Annotated in this window: 15 protein-coding genes, 3 tRNA genes and 1 pseudogene; 12 read left to right on the top strand and 7 right to left on the bottom strand. The window is 50.5% G+C overall.

Features of this window, described 5'->3' with window-relative positions:
• Window positions 1-135: 135 nt before the first annotated feature.
• The 4 genes and pseudogenes from ACLJRS_RS06155 to mtfA form a co-directional block, all read right to left on the bottom strand.
• Window positions 136-211 (bottom strand) — tRNA-Asn (locus tag ACLJRS_RS06155).
• 420 nt (window positions 212-631) lie between these two features.
• Window positions 632-937 (bottom strand): annotated as a pseudogene (locus ACLJRS_RS06150) (Arm DNA-binding domain-containing protein); the annotation flags it as partial.
• Between the two features lie 167 nt (window positions 938-1,104).
• Window positions 1,105-1,180, bottom strand: a tRNA-Asn gene (locus ACLJRS_RS06145).
• A 100-nt stretch (window positions 1,181-1,280) separates the two neighbouring features.
• Entirely contained in the window at window positions 1,281-2,078 is a 798-nt protein-coding gene (gene mtfA, locus ACLJRS_RS06140) for a DgsA anti-repressor MtfA (protein ID WP_000598921.1), read from the bottom strand.
• A gap of 88 nt (window positions 2,079-2,166) precedes the next feature.
• On the opposite strand from mtfA, the gene ACLJRS_RS06135 reads away from it, so the two are divergent.
• The 5 genes from ACLJRS_RS06135 (at window position 2,167) to ACLJRS_RS06115 (ending at window position 5,403) form a co-directional block, all read left to right on the top strand.
• Window positions 2,167-2,256 (top strand) — tRNA-Ser (locus ACLJRS_RS06135).
• 590 nt (window positions 2,257-2,846) lie between these two features.
• The gene (locus ACLJRS_RS06130) at window positions 2,847-3,266 is read left to right on the top strand and encodes a translesion error-prone DNA polymerase V autoproteolytic subunit (protein ID WP_000394197.1); all 420 of its coding nucleotides are present in this window, start codon (window positions 2,847-2,849) and stop codon (window positions 3,264-3,266) included.
• A 2-nt stretch (window positions 3,267-3,268) separates the two neighbouring features.
• A complete protein-coding gene (locus ACLJRS_RS06125) occupies window positions 3,269-4,537 on the top strand; it encodes a Y-family DNA polymerase (RefSeq protein WP_000457658.1) in 1,269 nt (422 codons plus the stop codon).
• Window positions 4,538-4,991: 454 nt separating this feature from the next.
• Window positions 4,992-5,204, top strand: a complete 213-nt coding sequence (locus ACLJRS_RS06120) for a cold shock domain-containing protein (protein WP_000208509.1) — start codon at window positions 4,992-4,994, stop codon at window positions 5,202-5,204.
• Between the two features lie 10 nt (window positions 5,205-5,214).
• On the top strand, window positions 5,215-5,403 hold the full coding sequence (locus ACLJRS_RS06115) for a hypothetical protein (RefSeq protein ID WP_024131109.1): 189 nt from the start codon (window positions 5,215-5,217) through the stop codon (window positions 5,401-5,403).
• 257 nt (window positions 5,404-5,660) lie between these two features.
• Here ACLJRS_RS06115 and ompS1 read toward each other — a convergent pair whose 3' ends face one another.
• Window positions 5,661-6,857, bottom strand: a complete 1,197-nt coding sequence (ompS1, locus tag ACLJRS_RS06110) for a porin OmpS1 (RefSeq protein ID WP_001080660.1) — start codon at window positions 6,855-6,857, stop codon at window positions 5,661-5,663.
• A 649-nt stretch (window positions 6,858-7,506) separates the two neighbouring features.
• Between ompS1 and drpB the strand changes: the two genes are divergently transcribed.
• From drpB to ACLJRS_RS06090, 4 genes are all read left to right on the top strand, one after another.
• Complete coding sequence (drpB, locus tag ACLJRS_RS06105) at window positions 7,507-7,818, top strand: cell division protein DrpB (RefSeq protein ID WP_000107431.1); 312 nt, start codon at window positions 7,507-7,509, stop codon at window positions 7,816-7,818.
• Between the two features lie 79 nt (window positions 7,819-7,897).
• The gene (locus tag ACLJRS_RS06100) at window positions 7,898-8,593 is read left to right on the top strand and encodes a phosphohydrolase (protein ID WP_000377036.1); all 696 of its coding nucleotides are present in this window, start codon (window positions 7,898-7,900) and stop codon (window positions 8,591-8,593) included.
• A 73-nt stretch (window positions 8,594-8,666) separates the two neighbouring features.
• A complete protein-coding gene (locus tag ACLJRS_RS06095) occupies window positions 8,667-10,097 on the top strand; it encodes a DNA cytosine methyltransferase (protein WP_001157313.1) in 1,431 nt (476 codons plus the stop codon).
• The gene (locus ACLJRS_RS06090) at window positions 10,078-10,548 is read left to right on the top strand and encodes a very short patch repair endonuclease (protein ID WP_000785981.1); all 471 of its coding nucleotides are present in this window, start codon (window positions 10,078-10,080) and stop codon (window positions 10,546-10,548) included. Before ACLJRS_RS06095 ends, ACLJRS_RS06090 begins: the two co-directional genes overlap by 20 nt.
• On the opposite strand, the gene yedA is transcribed toward ACLJRS_RS06090, so the two are convergent.
• A complete protein-coding gene (gene yedA / locus ACLJRS_RS06085) occupies window positions 10,537-11,457 on the bottom strand; it encodes a drug/metabolite exporter YedA (RefSeq protein WP_001212259.1) in 921 nt (306 codons plus the stop codon). The two genes, ACLJRS_RS06090 and yedA, sit on opposite strands and share 12 nt — an antisense overlap.
• A gap of 169 nt (window positions 11,458-11,626) precedes the next feature.
• Here yedA and ACLJRS_RS06080 point away from each other — a divergent pair, with 169 nt between their 5' ends.
• The 3 genes from ACLJRS_RS06080 (at window position 11,627) to dgcQ (ending at window position 14,683) form a co-directional block, all read left to right on the top strand.
• Window positions 11,627-12,544: a DUF808 domain-containing protein gene (locus tag ACLJRS_RS06080; protein WP_410957770.1), complete on the top strand. Its 918-nt coding sequence runs from the start codon at window positions 11,627-11,629 to the stop codon at window positions 12,542-12,544.
• A 76-nt stretch (window positions 12,545-12,620) separates the two neighbouring features.
• Window positions 12,621-12,806 (top strand): YodC family protein, encoded by a 186-nt coding sequence (locus tag ACLJRS_RS06075; protein ID WP_000232161.1) that lies wholly within the window; start codon window positions 12,621-12,623, stop codon window positions 12,804-12,806.
• Window positions 12,807-12,970: 164 nt separating this feature from the next.
• Window positions 12,971-14,683, top strand: coding sequence for a cellulose biosynthesis regulator diguanylate cyclase DgcQ (gene dgcQ / locus ACLJRS_RS06070; RefSeq protein ID WP_001119834.1), 1,713 nt, complete (start codon window positions 12,971-12,973; stop codon window positions 14,681-14,683).
• Here the strand turns inward: dgcQ and ACLJRS_RS06065 are convergent.
• Window positions 14,662-15,477 carry a mannosyl-3-phosphoglycerate phosphatase-related protein gene (locus tag ACLJRS_RS06065; RefSeq protein WP_000948794.1) on the bottom strand — a complete coding sequence of 272 codons (816 nt, stop codon included), beginning with the start codon at window positions 15,475-15,477 and terminating at the stop codon, window positions 14,662-14,664. The two genes, dgcQ and ACLJRS_RS06065, sit on opposite strands and share 22 nt — an antisense overlap.
• Window positions 15,478-15,664: the final 187 nt, after the last annotated feature.

The following is a 15,664-nucleotide window of genomic DNA, read 5'->3' as shown; positions in this document are numbered from 1 at the left end:
GTGAGGCCCCGATTAAGCCCCAAAAACTATGGATGTCAAAAAAAACCGGCAAACCTTATCAGATCAACCGGGTAAAGATAATTTCTTGTTTTTTAAACGTCTCCGGACTCGCCAGGATGTCCCGAAACTAAAATCTGGCTCCTCTGACTGGACTCGAACCAGTGACATACGGATTAACAGTCCGCCGTTCTACCGACTGAACTACAGAGGAATCGTGTGAACGGGGCGCATAGTAACGATGTGCGATCGGCTTGTCAAAGGGGGAAATAAGGTTGCGCGTTTGTTTGCTGACAAAAACAACAAAGCGTTGAAGTTTTGATCTAATTCCTACTTTGCTCCGGCATGGCGCAACTTTGTCTGTAATTGCACAAGTCAAATGCTGTGACCTTACCGCAATGGCTATGTACCGCGTCTGATTAAACGTGAAAAACTGGCAGGCACTTGGCAAATAATTCTGAGACATAACGCCGTAGAGATTAAGGGCAGGGAGTAGAATGAACTTTAGACGTGAAATATTTTGTGAAAATGGTTGATACAGGCAGTCTGACGCCGGTAGCGGAAATGGCAGATAAATTTCTGGTGCAGGCGAAAAGATTTCCGTCAATATCATAGGCAGAATTATGGTGCATCAGCTTTTGGCGACGACACGGAACGAGCGGGTTTTATCGCGCTTTTCCTGAAGGATTTTTTCATCAGCCTGTTTTTTGCGTTCGGGTCAATCCCCTGATCCAGCAGCCTTTTGGCCTCGTCACGGCGTTGTCTGGCATCAGCAAGAGAAACCGCAGGGTAAACCCCAATAGAAAACACCTTCTGTTTGCCATTGAAGCGATAGCCTGACTGCCAGTATTTTGAATCGATAGAGGCTAAACCCGTCAGCGAGCTTGACGGCCTTTTCCGATGGTCTGGCATTTTTTACTTTGGTATCAGTCAGTGACATGACGGTTCCCTCCGCGTGCTGGTAAAACGCAAATCGAACCAGCTTTACCAGCAAAAGGGTATAGCTTCGAGTGGTTTTTAGTAAACGAGAGTGAACCTGAAGAAGGGGTTAATCAGTTGATATAAATGCAGAAAGCAGACGTCAGTGAACGTCTGCTTCCCTAAATTTGGCTCCTCTGACTGGACTCGAACCAGTGACATACGGATTAACAGTCCGCCGTTCTACCGACTGAACTACAGAGGAATTGTTTCAACGAGGCGCATAATACTGGGCCCGCTATAACGTGTCAACAGTAAAATTAACGCGCCAATTCAATTGGTTAATTAACCCACAAAGTGAGGAATTAATGTTCGGATTCCTCGCCGTAGTCGCCTTCGTCAGCGCTTACCCGTAAGCGCTGAGAAGGATCCTGGCGATAGAACTGGCAAAAACGCTGCCATAGCGCCGGGAAACGTGGAGCAAACAGTTCTGGCGCGCTGAAAAAATACTCTGACAACACGGCAAAACATTCTGCAGGGTCGGTGGCGGCATAGGCATCTATACTGGCAGCGCTTTCGCCAACAAGATCGATTTCATCCTGAATATTATTCATTGCCGCGTGGAGATCGTGTTCCCAGCCAGCCACATCGCGCAACGGGATGAAAGGGATGCCGCTGGCGCGATCGCCATTACGCATATCCAGTTTGTGCGCGACTTCATGAATAATGAGGTTGAAACCCGAAGCATCGAACGAGTCCTGGATATCCAGCCAGTTCAGAATGATGGGCCCTTGTTGCCAGCTTTGCCCCGACTGTACGACACGCTGGCTGTGCACCAGACCTATGTCATCTTCCCATTCATCATCTACCACAAAGGGCGCGGGATAAATGAGCACTTCATGAAAACCATCAAGCCACTCAATACCGAGCTCCAGGATCGGTAAGCAAAAAATTAACGCAATACGTGCACTTTTTAACGAGTCGAGCTCAAATCCCTGTAGCGCTACCAGTCTTTTCTGCTGCAAAAAACGTTCGGCTAGCGCAATAAGCCGAGCCTGTTCTTGCGCGGTGAGGTTTACCAGAAGAGGTATAGCCAGCGCATCATCCCACGGCCAGTCTTCGTTCTGGGTTATTTCTTGTGCTTTCCAGGGCCACTTAATCATCGTTTTGCTCGTAAACTCGTCACTTGAACAAAATTACCCGAATAGGGTCTGTTAAAATGCCAAATTACCTGGCATCATTGCAATATACGGAGAGATGCCGGAGCGGCTGAACGGACCGGTCTCGAAAACCGGAGTAGGGGCAACTCTACCGGGGGTTCAAATCCCCCTCTCTCCGCCACAATTCAAACACTTAGCTCATCTTCTTTCAGCGATCAGTCTCACACTTAGAATATACTTAGAATATTCTGTTAGAATATTACGTGAAAAACGTATCGCCATCTTATGCTTTTTCTGCCAGAAGAGGGGGCCAGGGATAGTGTTATTTTTACTTTTCGATCATAAGTCAACTCCTGGTTTTCTGCCCCGCTCTTTCGCCGTACCCCATCTGGATTAATATTGATGTCACTAGCGGCGATTTAACGCCGTCGTCCTCGGTAATCGTCGCCCCCGGCCTGTTGCCCGACATGTTCCCCTGTAGACATGGGCGCAGGGCGAAAGATTAATTGCTGTCAGGGAAACGCGCTGGCGCGTGGCGATAACTTACGCTGCGGGGCTGTCGACGCTGTACAGAAAATGTGGCCTCCAGACTGGCTTAAATATGCACACATGACAATACAACCGGAAAATTTACAAAACCCATAATTTGAACTGAGAGAGAAACTTACAAACGAAGCGACGAAGATTTCAACAGCCGCAGCGACTCCAGTATCTTGCGCGCATGTTTAAATAATACTACTGTATATAAAAACAGTATTCGAGGTATGGATTATGGAATTTTTCAGACCTACAGAGTTGCGCGAAATTATTCCTCTCCCATTTTTCAGTTACTTAGTGCCGTGTGGATTCCCCAGCCCCGCAGCGGACTACATTGAGCAGCGTATCGATCTTAATGAGTTGCTCGTTTCTCATCCCAGCTCAACATATTTTGTCAAAGCCACGGGTGATTCAATGATTGAAGCAGGCATCAGCGACGGCGACCTGCTGGTGGTGGATAGCTCACGGAACGCAGACCACGGTGACATTGTAATTGCGGCAATTGAAGGAGAGTTCACCGTAAAACGGTTGCAGTTGCGCCCGACAGTGCAGTTAATCCCCATGAACGGCGCCTATCGACCCATACCTGTCGGCAGTGAAGACACGCTCGACATATTCGGGGTGGTGACCTTTATCATTAAAGCGGTCAGTTGATTATGTTCGCGCTCTGCGATGTTAATAGCTTTTACGCCTCCTGCGAAACGGTCTTTCGTCCTGATTTATGTGGCCGACCGGTGGTGGTGTTATCAAACAATGATGGCTGCGTTATCGCGTGTAGCGCCGAGGCGAAGCAGCTCGGTATCGCACCAGGTGAGCCATACTTCAAACAGAAAGAACGCTTCCGGCGATCCGGTGTTGTTTGCTTCAGCAGTAATTACGAGCTTTACGCTGATATGTCGAACCGGGTAATGACCACACTCGAGGAGATGGTGCCGCGGGTAGAAATTTACAGCATTGATGAGGCTTTTTGTGATCTGACGGGGGTACGAAACTGCCGGGATCTGACAGATTTCGGGCGCGAGATAAGAGCGACGGTCCTGAAGCGCACGCACCTGACTGTCGGTGTAGGCATTGCCCAGACGAAAACCCTTGCCAAGCTGGCTAACCATGCTGCGAAAAAGTGGCAGCACCAGACCGGCGGGGTGGTTGACTTGTCGAACATCGATCGCCAGCGTCGGCTGCTGGCCCTGATACCCGTAGAGGATGTCTGGGGTGTCGGCAGGCGCATCAGTAAGAAGCTAAATGCCCTGGGCATCAAGACTGCTCTCGATCTCTCTGAACAAAGTACCTGGATCATCAGGAAACACTTCAATGTCGTGCTGGAGCGTACCGTGAGAGAGCTTCGCGGAGAGCCATGTCTGGAGCTTGAAGAGTTTGCGCCGGCAAAGCAGGAAATCGTTTGTAGCCGCTCTTTCGGCGAGCGGGTCACAGACTATGAGGAAATGCGCCAGGCTGTTTACAGCTACGCTGCGCGCGCGGCAGAAAAACTCCGCGGCGAGCACCAGTACTGCCGTTTCATCTCAACATTCGTCAAAACATCCCCCTTTGCCCTGAACGAGCCCTACTACGGTAACAGCGCCGCAGTGACGCTTCTCACCCCCACGCAGGATTCACGCGACATTATCAATGCGGCTGTGAAATGCCTGGATAAAATCTGGCGCGACGGCCATCGCTACCAGAAAGCGGGGGTGATGCTGGGTGACTTCTTCAGTCAGGGCGTAGCGCAACTCAACCTTTTCGACGATAACGCGCCGCGCGCCGGTAGTGCGAAGTTGATGGAAGTACTGGACCATCTTAACGCAAAAGACGGGAAGGGGACGCTGTACTTCGCCGGGCAGGGGATGTCGCAACAGTGGGCTATGAAGCGAGAAATGCTTTCGCCTCGGTACACCACAAGATACTCTGATCTACTGCGTGTTAAGTAACTTGTGCGATCAATGCCTGAGATAGTTGCCAAATCATCCCCGTTCTCTAACCGGTTTTGGTCACACAAGATCACAGGAACCTCTCACGATGAGGCGCATGTATCCTGGTTTACGACATCAGGAAATGTGGCGCATTTATTGCCAGGTAGGTGTTGTGAGACGTCACTTATTTACGCCAGGTTTCAGCCGTAGCGATGGGCATGGATAAAAAGAGTATGGCAATCAGCGTGATAATGCTAAAAAACAATTAATATTTTTTTAACAAAAGTAAAGCTTGCTATGTGCAGTTAACCATGCGTTAATGGTTGTGCGGTTTGATACAAACTTATCTGAAGTAGTGATTGTAATATTTCTCATCATTTGTTCCTCTTGAGATCTCCTTTAGGTTTTTTTCTCTCTGATAATTTTCTTCAGGCCATTTCGCCCAAGGGCTCATTCAAAAGGTAACAATATTATGACGACGAAAATCACTGGTTTAGTAAAATGGTTTAACCCTGAAAAGGGCTTTGGTTTCATTACGCCTAAAGATGGCAGCAAAGATGTGTTTGTGCATTTTTCAGCCATTCAAAGTAATGAATTCCGCACTCTGAATGAAAATCAGGAAGTGGAGTTTTCAGTAGAACAGGGACCAAAAGGTCCATCAGCGGTCAACGTTGTGGCGCTTTAAGGCAACTAATATTACTAATAAAATTCACTTCCGGTGTCCATGTTGCCATGGTTCACAATACAGAACATCGACATTCGATGTTACTGAGCAAAACCCGTTTGGCGCGAAATGTATTTTTTGTAAGTCAACCATGATCACTTTTGATAATGTTGGATTATACATTCGCTCAGGACAGGTTCCGCCAGATTTTAGAAAATAATTCATATTAGCTCCGTACAGGAGCTTTTTTATGCCCGGATGATTATCATCTATAGACGCTGACATCCATCATCTATAGTGGCTTACCTTTCCCCAAAGGTGTTATTTCTCTTGCAGACAGCGCCTGAAAAGAGCGACGTTGTCTTCATCTATCCGATGAAGCCAGGTCACCTGTCTTTGCGCCGTTATCCGTTATTTAATTCTTGCCCTATAATAACAAGCCCGCGCTAAGCACGGGCTTGACTAACATAAAGCGTCTTAGAACTGGTAGACCAGACCAACACCTACGATATCATCGGTTGCAATACCGTTGTTTGCGTAGAAGTCATCATCTTCGTCCAGCAGGTTGATTTTATAATCAACGTAGGTGGACATATTTTTGTTGAAGTAGTAAGTCATACCAACGTCAACATATTTAACCAGATCTTTGTCTGTGTAACGATAGTTACCACGGCTATCTTTATCCTGGCCGCCTAAATCTTTGCCCTTAGACTGCAAGTAGGCGATGGACGGACGCAGACCGAAATCGAACTGATACTGCGCAACCACTTCAAAGTTCTGGGTTTTGTTAGCGATACCGCCATTACCGCCATCGCCGCCGCCATAATAGGTCATGTTGCGGGTTTCAGCGTACATGGCCGCCAGGTAAACATTGTAGGCGTCATATTTGGCACCTACGGTCCAGGCTTCGGCAGTTTCACCGCCGGCATAGCTATTGGCATAGTAATGATGGCCATCACCATACCCACGAGCAACCTGATTGTCCGTACGGTCAGAGGAAGAGTAGGCCGCACCCAGGCTTAACCCGAAGTCAAAGTCGTAGGAGGCAGACATACCGAAACCGTCGCCGTTTTCACGGGCCAGTTTGCGAGAACCACTATTTGCATCGCTGCCGTTGGCTGTTCCTTCGCCTGCGCCAGGATCTTCGTTATTACCCTGGTACTGCAACGCGAAGTTCAGGCCTTCCACCAGACCGAAGAAGTCGGTATTACGGTAGGTGGCAACGCCGTTGGTTCTGCCCAGCATATAGACATCGGTCTGGGTATAAGTATCACCGCCGAATTCCGGCAGCGCATCGGTCCAGGCTTCAATGTCGTAGATAACACCATAGTTACGGCCATAATCGAAAGAGCCGTACTCGCCGAATTTCAGACCGGCAAAGCCCAGACGAGTCCAGGAGTTTGCACCTTCGCCTTCGGTGGTGTTCACCTTAATGTTGTATTCCCACTGACCATAGCCGGTCAGCATATCGTTGATCTGCGTTTCGCCTTTAAAGCCAATACGGGCGTAGGACTGGTCGCCATCGTCGCCTGCATTGTCAGAGAAGTAACGCAGACCATCAACTTTGCCGTACAGGTCGAGTTTGTTGCCATTTTTATTATAAATTTCAGCCGCATTTGCTGCGCCTGCCACTAATAACGCCGGGACAAGCAGTGCCAGAACTTTTCTGTTCATTATGTATTCCCTTATGATAATAATTTATATGAATATGTAGCCACTTCAACAAAACTACAAATTGATACTATTCTATGAAGTTCATGGAATTTAAAAAATAACATGTAACAAAGGTATTTAAAATATTTCAATTTGTTTCTGTTTGGTTTTTTATAATACAGAGTATATAAGTAATTAAGAATATATATTCTATAATTATCATTTTTTATCAATGGGTTATGTGTTTTGGTTTGATGGCTTCTGGCGTGAATATAATTTGTTTTTTATATGTATTTGATGCTTTGATTATGAAAAAGAATAAAAAAAACCGGCATAAATGCCGGTAATGTGGGTAATGATAAAATAAATGATAAAAGGCTAATAACCGAATCATTCTGACACTTAATGCTAATAAAATAAAACGCTATCGCGGTGCGTAAAAATAAGTTGTTCTGGTTATGGGTTATTCTGCATCAGAGTGCGATTCAATCACCATTCCCTTATTTAACAGCAGGTTCAGCGCCAGACGCAACATTAACTGAGAATAAACTATTTGTGGAATGAATAGTCAGAACAGGTGGATAAGGTATTCCATGGTCGAAATGTGACTAATATCACATTATAATGTAATTAATGTCATATGACTTACATCACAAAAGCGGAGTAAAGTTTGAGTACCAGGGAGGACAACGCCACCCGTAGCATGGGCGGTAAATTAGCGTTATGGGTTTTTTATACCTTTTGCGGCTACTTCATCTGGGCGATGGCGCGTTGCGTGTGGCTGATGTCCGCCATACAAACCGAGCCGGTTCTCGGCCCAATCAGCACTCCTGGCAGCGCAACGGAAAAATGGCTTAACGCGCTTTCGCTGGGCGTCGTCTGGCTTATTCTGGGGAGTATTGCCTGGTACACCCGGCCTCGCAAAAACAGGGCTTATCCCGCCGACACTAAGCCAGAAACGCGCAAGCACGCAAGGATGTAAAGTGGTGGCGGATATGTCAGGATAGCGAACCCTGTGCTCAGGCATGTAATAAAAATGGTCTGCTATAAAGAGAGGGCGTATGGACTCAGGATACTGGCAATCGCAGTTTGAAGACTGGCTACGTCACCACCACCAGGAACAGGATGCCGCCCATGACATCTTCCATTTTCGTCGTGTTTGGGCAACCGCGCAAACGCTCGGGGAAAACAGTCCTGTCGACTGGCTGGTGGTGCTATCGGCATGTTATTTCCATGACATCGTCAGCCTGGCGAAAAATCATCCGCAGCGGCATCGTTCTTCCATTCTGGCGGCGGCAGAAACCCGGTGTATTTTTCTGCGGGATTTTCCTGACTTTCCGGCAGAAAAACTGGCGGGCATTTGTCATGCTATCGAAGCGCATAGCTTCAGCGCAAAAATTGCGCCTACCACGCCAGAGGCAAAAATCGTGCAGGATGCAGACAGGCTGGAGGCGTTGGGCGCCATTGGTCTGGCGCGGGTCTTCGCGGTTTCCGGCGCGCTGGGCGTCGCGCTGTTTGATGCCGACGATCCCTTTGCCGACAGACGGCCTCTTAACGATAAGCAATTCGCGCTCGACCATTTTCAAACCAAACTGCTGAAACTGCCGCTGACGATGCAGACCGAACGGGGCAAGTCCCTGGCGCAGCGTAATGCGGATTTTCTGGTGTCGTACATGGCGAAACTGAGCGCTGAGCTGAAAGGCGACTATGAAACACGGGATGAGGCGGTCATCCAGATGTTTGCTACGCATCAGTAACCCCTGCCGCTGAAACGTAAACCGCGTCATTTTATGTTAGTCTGTCGGCAATTATTTTTGGCCGGTTAAATGTATGCAGGAAAATATTTCAGTAACACACGCCCGGAACCTCATCGCCGACGACGCCGGAAGCGAGATCCAGGCGATGCTGAGTCAATTGCTGGAAATCTACGATGTTAAAACGCTGGTGGCGCACCTTAACGGCCTGGGCGAACAGCACTGGAGCCCGGCCATCTTAAAGCGCGTAATGATGAACGCGGCATGGCATCGTTTGAGCGACAATGAACTCACCTGTCTTAAAACAGGGTTGCCGACGCCGCCAGCGCATCATCCACATTACGCCTTTCGTTTTATCGATCTCTTCGCGGGCATCGGCGGCATTCGCCGCGGATTTGAAGCGATAGGCGGACAGTGCGTGTTTACCAGCGAATGGAATAAGCACGCGGTACGGACATATAAAGCGAACTATTTTTGCGATCCGCTGCAACATCGCTTTAATGAAGATATCCGCGATATCACGTTGAGCCACCGGGAAGGGGTCAGCGATGATGAGGCGGCGGAACACATTCGCCAGCATATTCCGCAACATGATGTCCTGCTGGCGGGCTTTCCCTGTCAGCCATTTTCTCTGGCGGGCGTTTCCAAGAAAAATGCGCTGGGCCGCGCCCACGGCTTTGCCTGCGAGACTCAGGGGACATTATTTTTTGATGTCGTAAGAATTATCGACGCCCGCCGCCCCGCGCTGTTTGTGCTGGAAAACGTGAAAAACCTTAAAAGTCACGACCAGGGCAACACCTTCCGCATTATTATGCAAACGCTCGATGAACTGGGATATGACGTGGCGGATGCCGCTGACAATGGCCCGGACGATCCGAAAATTATCGACGGGCAGCACTTTCTTCCTCAGCATCGGGAACGTATTGTGTTGGTGGGATTCCGTCGCGATTTAAACCTGAAAACCGATTTTACGTTACGCAATATCGCCCGTTGTTATCCACCGCGCCGTCCGACGCTGGCAGAACTGCTGGAGCCCGTCGTCGAAGCCAAATATATCCTGACGCCGGTGCTGTGGAAATATTTATATCGCTACGCGAAAAAGCACCAGGCGCGGGGAAACGGTTTTGGCTATGGCATGGTTTATCCTGACAATCCGGAAAGTGTGGCGCGCACGTTATCTGCTCGCTACTACAAAGATGGCGCCGAAATTCTGATCGATCGTGGTTGGGATATGGCGAAAGGCGAAGTGAATTTCGACGATGCTGGCAACCAACAACATCGTCCCCGCCGACTCACGCCGAGAGAGTGCGCGCGTTTAATGGGATTTGAGGCGCCGCAAACGTACCAGTTCAGGATACCTGTCTCGGATACGCAGGCCTATCGCCAGTTTGGCAACTCCGTGGTGGTGCCGGTATTTGCTGCGGTAGCAAAGCTGCTGGAACCCAAAATTCACCAGGCGGTGACGCTGCGTCAGAAAGAGACGGTAGATGGCGGACGTTCACGATAAAGCCACGCGCAGTAAAAATATGCGCGCGATAGCGACCCGCGATACGGCGATTGAAAAACGTCTTGCTGGCCTGTTAAGCGCGCAGGGGATTACGTTTCATACTCAGGACACGACATTACCGGGCAAGCCGGACTTTGTGGTGAATGACTATGATTGTGTGATTTTTACTCACGGCTGCTTTTGGCATCATCACCACTGTTATCTGTTCAAAGTACCGGCCACGCGAACGGCTTTCTGGCTGGAAAAAATCGGTAAGAACGTTGAGCGCGATGAGCGCGATATTCAGCGTTTACAGGCGCTTGGCTGGCGGGTACTGATCGTCTGGGAGTGCGCCTTGCGCGGGCGAGCGAAATTGAGCGACGCGGCGTTGGCGGAGCGCCTGGAAGAGTGGATCTGCGGCGGCGGCGCCAGCGCGCAGATCGACACCCAGGGGATTCATCTACTGGCGTGAATCTTCCGTTTTACACGGCGTGACCACCGCCCTGGCGGGAAACAGGTACTTACCCAGAGTCACCAGCACTACGGCAAACACAATCACACCCAGCGCGGCCCATTCAACGGGCGATAACCTCTCGCCGCCCAGGCCAGTGCCAAGCAACACGGCGACAACCGGATTCACATAGGCGTAGCTGGTCGCCAGCGCCGGACTGACGTTGCGAATCAGGTACATATAGGCATTAATGGCGATAATAGAACCGAACAACGCCAGGTAGCCGACGGCCATAAACCCCGATAAGCCAGGCAGCGTGGCGAGCTTTTCGCCGGAAAGAAACGCCGCGCAAAGCAATACCACGCCCGCCGCCAGCATTTCAATCGCACCCGCCATCATGCCCACAGGGAGGGCGATGCGCGAGCCGTAAACGGAACCAAATGCCCAGCTCATCGAACCTATCAGGATCAAAATCGCGCCCCACGGATTGCCGCTTAAATTGCCGCCGCTGTTCAGCAGAATAATCCCGGCAAGTCCAATGGCAATCCCCACCCATTCTAATTTGCGCGCTTTAATACCAAAAAAGTAGCTAAAGCACAGCGTAAATAGCGGGACAGTGGCGACCACGACGGCAGCAATGCCCGATGGCACGTTTTGATGCTCCGCCACCGTCACCAGACCGTTACCCACCGCCAGCAGCAGTAGACCAATCAGCGCGGCGTTGATGGTCTGGCGCAGCGGCGGAAGTTTTTCGCCGCGCAGCAGCAAAAACGCCATGAGCAACATCCCCGCCGAGAGAAAACGTACGCCTGCCATCATCAGCGGCGGCCAGCTTTCAACGCCTATGCGGATAACAAAATAGGTAGACCCCCAAATGATATACAAGGCAAAAAGCGCGCCAAAAAGAGGTAATAACTGCCGGAAACGCATAATCACTCACGGTGAAATAAAAAGGGTAAATATAGTAAACGTCAAAATTATTATGCTGGCGAGCATTATAATTGTCCTTTTGGAATAAAAAGGCGTTGACCCGCGCCGCCGGTTTCGGCATTGCGCGTTTTGCTACATACTTAACGTCTTAGAAGAAAAGACCGAGGAAATCATTTTGGCAGGAAGTAGCTTACTGACATTACTCGACGATATCGCCACGCTGCTGGACGATATTTCGGTAATGGGCAAATTGGCCGCGAAAAAAACCGCGGGCGTACTGGGGGACGACCTGTCGCTCAATGCGCAGCAGGTGACCGGCGTTCGCGCTAATCGCGAGCTACCAGTGGTATGGAGCGTGGCGAAAGGATCATTAATCAACAAGGTTATTCTGGTGCCGTTGGCGCTGCTGATAAGCGCATTTATCCCGTGGGCCATCACGCCTTTATTAATGTTAGGCGGCGCGTTTCTCTGCTTTGAAGGGGTAGAAAAAGTCCTGCATACCTTTGAGGCGCGAAAACACAAAGAAGACCCGGCGGAGCGGCAAAAACGTCTTGAAGCGCTGGCTGCGCAAAACCCTTTGGCCTTTGAAAAAGATAAAGTAAAAGGGGCGGTCCGTACCGATTTCATTCTGTCCGCTGAAATTGTGGCCATTACCCTGGGGATTGTCGCGCAGGCGCCGCTGCTTAATCAGGTGTTGGTGCTGGCGGGGATTGCGTTGGTTGTGACCATTGGCGTGTATGGCCTGGTGGGTATTATTGTCAAACTGGATGATATGGGGTACTGGCTGGCGGAAAAGCGTAGCGTGCTGGCGCAGGGCGTCGGTAAAGGATTACTGATTATCGCGCCCTGGTTAATGAAAGCATTATCCATTGTCGGTACGCTGGCGATGTTTCTGGTCGGTGGCGGGATTGTCGTACACGGTATTGCGCCGCTACACCATGCCATTGAACATTTTGCGCAGCAGCAGGGGGCTTTCATGGCGCATACGATCCCTGCGGGGCTGAATCTGGCGCTCGGCTTTATTATCGGCGCCATTGTGGTGGCGCTGGTGAAAGGTGTGGCGAAAATTCGCGGTGTTTCGCACTGATTTTCTACAATGAATTATGCAAAATTGTCCATCCTCGTCTAAGGTGAAAGCGTTTCATCTGATACAGGAGGCAGGTATGGTCTTTTCTGTCAGTGAGGAAGTTACCGTGAAAGAGGGTGGGCCCCGGATGATCGTCACCGGTTATTCCAGCGGAATGGTAGAGTGTCGCTGGTATGATGGTTTTGGCGTAAAGCGGGAGGCATTCCATGAGAATGAGCTCGTGCCAGGCAAGGAAAGGCGCGTGCGGGACGAAGCCCGATGACAAAACGCCCGGTTAATGCCGGGCGTTTTGCTGTGGAGAAAAAGAGTCGTCGCGCTGCGACATGCTGCTACCTGGTTATGCCAGGATTGAGTGGTATCCCTTGATGAGGTCTGGCTACCGTAAGCCATCAGGGGGAGTTGTATCAATAACCAGGAGTTACCAGGGTGCCGCACGAAACACTGTTAGACAATCAAGGCTGGTTTAAAAAGCTGGCGCGGCGTTTTGGTCCCGGTCATGTCGTCAACACCTGTTTTCTGATCGTGATGCTGTTCTCGACGCTACTTACCTGGCGGGAAGTGATGATACTGAAAGACGCGTATGTCGCCAGTCAGCGCAATCATCTGGGGAGCGTCGCGAATGTCCTTGACCGCCAACTGCAATTCAACATGGACAGGTTGATCTTTTTACGCAACGGTATGCATGAAGCGCTGGTGGCGCCGCTGGCTTTTTCCGCATTGCAAAGCGCGGTGACGCAGTTTGAGCAACGACGCGTCAGACATTTCTGGCAACTGGAGCTGGATAAGCGGCGGACATTGCCGTTATATGGCGTTTCCGATCAATTTGTCGCCCGGACGACGCTTCTTTCGCGGGAGAGTCGTGACCTGGCAAATGAATTAACCGCCACTCTGGAGTTAGGGTATCTGGCGCGTCTGGCTCGCTCATCCGCCATGCTGACGCTGGAGACGATGTATGTTTCTCGCTCAGGGTTTTACCTCTCAACTCTCCCTACGGCGTACGGTAGCGATATTGTCTCCCGTTACTATCAGTACGTGACTCAGCCCTGGTTTATCGAGCAAAGCCAACGGCGTAACCCACAGCGCGGCGTGCGGTGGTTTACCTCCGCACAGTCCTATGTTGCTGACGAGCAGAAAAAAGTGACAGCCAGTCTACCGCTGGATCACGATAATTACTGGTATGGCGTACTGGCAATGGATATTCCCGTCGCGTCATTACAGCGGTTCCTGCGCGATGCGGCCGAAAAGGATATTGAAGGGGAATATCAGCTATACGATAACCATCTCCGTTTGTTGACGGACTCCGCGCCGGAACAACAAACCGCGAATACGTTAAATGACCGTGAGCGCGCCTTACTGGCGCGTGAAATAGAAAAAGATACCCTGGGCGGGCTGCGTTTAGGAACGCATTATGTAAGCTGGGAGCGGCTGGATCATTTTGATGGCGTCCTGCTGCGCGTGCATACACTACGTGAAGGCATCCAAGGGAATTTTGGCAGTATTAGTATCGCGCTGACGCTGTTATGGGTGCTTTTTACGGCGATGCTGTTGATCTCCTGGGGCGTTATTCGACATATGGTCAAAAACATGTTTGTTCTGCAAAATTCGCTGCAATGGCAGGCATGGCACGATCCGCTGACCCGGCTATATAACCGTGGCGCGCTGTTTGAAAAAGCGTCCAGGCTGGCAAAGCGCTATCGGGAAGCCCGCCAGCCATTTTCTGTGATACAACTGGACTTAGATTATTTTAAAAGCGTTAACGATCGCTTTGGCCATCAGGCAGGCGATCGCGTGTTGTCCCATGCCGCTGGGCTCATTGGCAGCACCATTCGAGCGCACGACATCGCCGGACGGGTAGGGGGCGAAGAGTTTTGTATCGTGCTGCCCGGTGCGACGAAAGCGCAGGCGCTGCAGATTGCCGAACGCATACGCCAGCGCATTAATGACAAAGAGATTCTGGTGACGAAAAGCACGACGCTTCGTATCAGCGCGTCAATGGGGATCAGTAGCGCGGAGGAATACGGCGACTATGATTTTGAGCAGTTGCAGTCGCTGGCCGACAAACGGCTTTATTACGCCAAACAGTCCGGACGTAACCGTATTTGCGCCAGCGACGCGACTCAGGAGCGGGAAAAGAAATAGTCCATTCCTTCGCGCCAGCCATCCGGCCCTTCGTTCTGGCTACGGTAGACGCGCTGAGGATCGTCGTTACGCAAATGTACGCCCTCCCGGTTTAGCCCTTTGACGACAACCGCATAATCCATCACATCCAGTAAAGGCGCATCATTGGGGCCGTCTCCTAGTCCCAACGTCAGAGGACGCGCGCGCCACTGCCGACGATATGCTTCAATCAGCCAGTTGGCAGCCTGATCTTTTCCGGCGGAGGCGTCCAGCACATGCCAGAAACGGGCGCCATGGACAAATTGCAGTCCCAGGTCATTTAAACGGGCGACAAACTGCGCCATGCGTTCATCGCTATCGCGCCAGATCAGCGACACCGACGCTTCATGCAGACGGGTTAGGGCAGACTGTGCCCGGTTTAGGCCCGTCCATTCGCTTATCACCTGATCGTCAACGTCATCAAACGTGGTGAACTTAAACTGTTCCTTTTCACGCAATTTATGCAGGACGAGGCGGATTTCGTTGTGAGAAATACCGGCTATCAGGCGGGGATAGTTGGGATGGTCTTCCCAATGAACGTCCAGTTGGATCACCGCGCCGTTTTCCGCAATCAGCGGCAGTCCCTGTAGATTTAACGTCGTCTGGAGCTGGAGCATTTCAGCCGCGGTTTTACTGCTACAGAGGATCACAGGCACGCCGCTTTCATGCAGGCGTGTAAGCCAGGGGGCCGCGGGCTGCCACTCAAACGTGTGGCTGTTCAGCAATGTGCCGTCCAGATCGGTAAAAATCAGCAAGGGGTCATGGATTGAGAGCATTTTTTCCTCATTTTCCGTTGCAACGGCGGGCTTATTTCCAGGAAAAATCCTAAAGCACATCCGAAAGAAGTCGAACGCTAACTGGAACCGATCCCGTCGCTTCCAGGCAGCACATGCGTTGTCACACTTTTGCTACCGAACTATTAGCGCGCTTAATCATTCATGTAAAAAATATTTACTTGTCATG

Origin of the sequence: Salmonella sp. SAL00670 (assembly GCF_046552235.1) — a bacterium.
Taxonomy (GTDB): Bacteria; Pseudomonadota; Gammaproteobacteria; order Enterobacterales; family Enterobacteriaceae; genus Salmonella; species Salmonella enterica.
The sequence above is the reverse complement of the archived record's forward strand: the minus strand, read 5'-3'. Positions and strand labels throughout refer to the sequence as shown.

Bases quoted from the DNA above. Each gene is read 5' to 3' on its own strand.
- mtfA (WP_000598921.1), bottom strand. From the start codon at position 2,078: ATGATTAAGTGGCCCTGGAAAGCACAAGAAATAACCCAGAACGAAGAC.
- ACLJRS_RS06130 (WP_000394197.1), top strand. From the start codon at position 2,847: ATGGAATTTTTCAGACCTACAGAGTTGCGCGAAATTATTCCTCTCCCA.
- ACLJRS_RS06125 (WP_000457658.1), top strand. From the start codon at position 3,269: ATGTTCGCGCTCTGCGATGTTAATAGCTTTTACGCCTCCTGCGAAACG.
- ACLJRS_RS06120 (WP_000208509.1), top strand. From the start codon at position 4,992: ATGACGACGAAAATCACTGGTTTAGTAAAATGGTTTAACCCTGAAAAG.
- ompS1 (WP_001080660.1), bottom strand. From the start codon at position 6,857: ATGAACAGAAAAGTTCTGGCACTGCTTGTCCCGGCGTTATTAGTGGCA.
- ACLJRS_RS06100 (WP_000377036.1), top strand. From the start codon at position 7,898: ATGGACTCAGGATACTGGCAATCGCAGTTTGAAGACTGGCTACGTCAC.
- ACLJRS_RS06095 (WP_001157313.1), top strand. From the start codon at position 8,667: ATGCAGGAAAATATTTCAGTAACACACGCCCGGAACCTCATCGCCGAC.
- ACLJRS_RS06090 (WP_000785981.1), top strand. From the start codon at position 10,078: ATGGCGGACGTTCACGATAAAGCCACGCGCAGTAAAAATATGCGCGCG.
- yedA (WP_001212259.1), bottom strand. From the start codon at position 11,457: ATGCGTTTCCGGCAGTTATTACCTCTTTTTGGCGCGCTTTTTGCCTTG.
- ACLJRS_RS06075 (WP_000232161.1), top strand. From the start codon at position 12,621: ATGGTCTTTTCTGTCAGTGAGGAAGTTACCGTGAAAGAGGGTGGGCCC.
- ACLJRS_RS06065 (WP_000948794.1), bottom strand. From the start codon at position 15,477: ATGCTCTCAATCCATGACCCCTTGCTGATTTTTACCGATCTGGACGGC.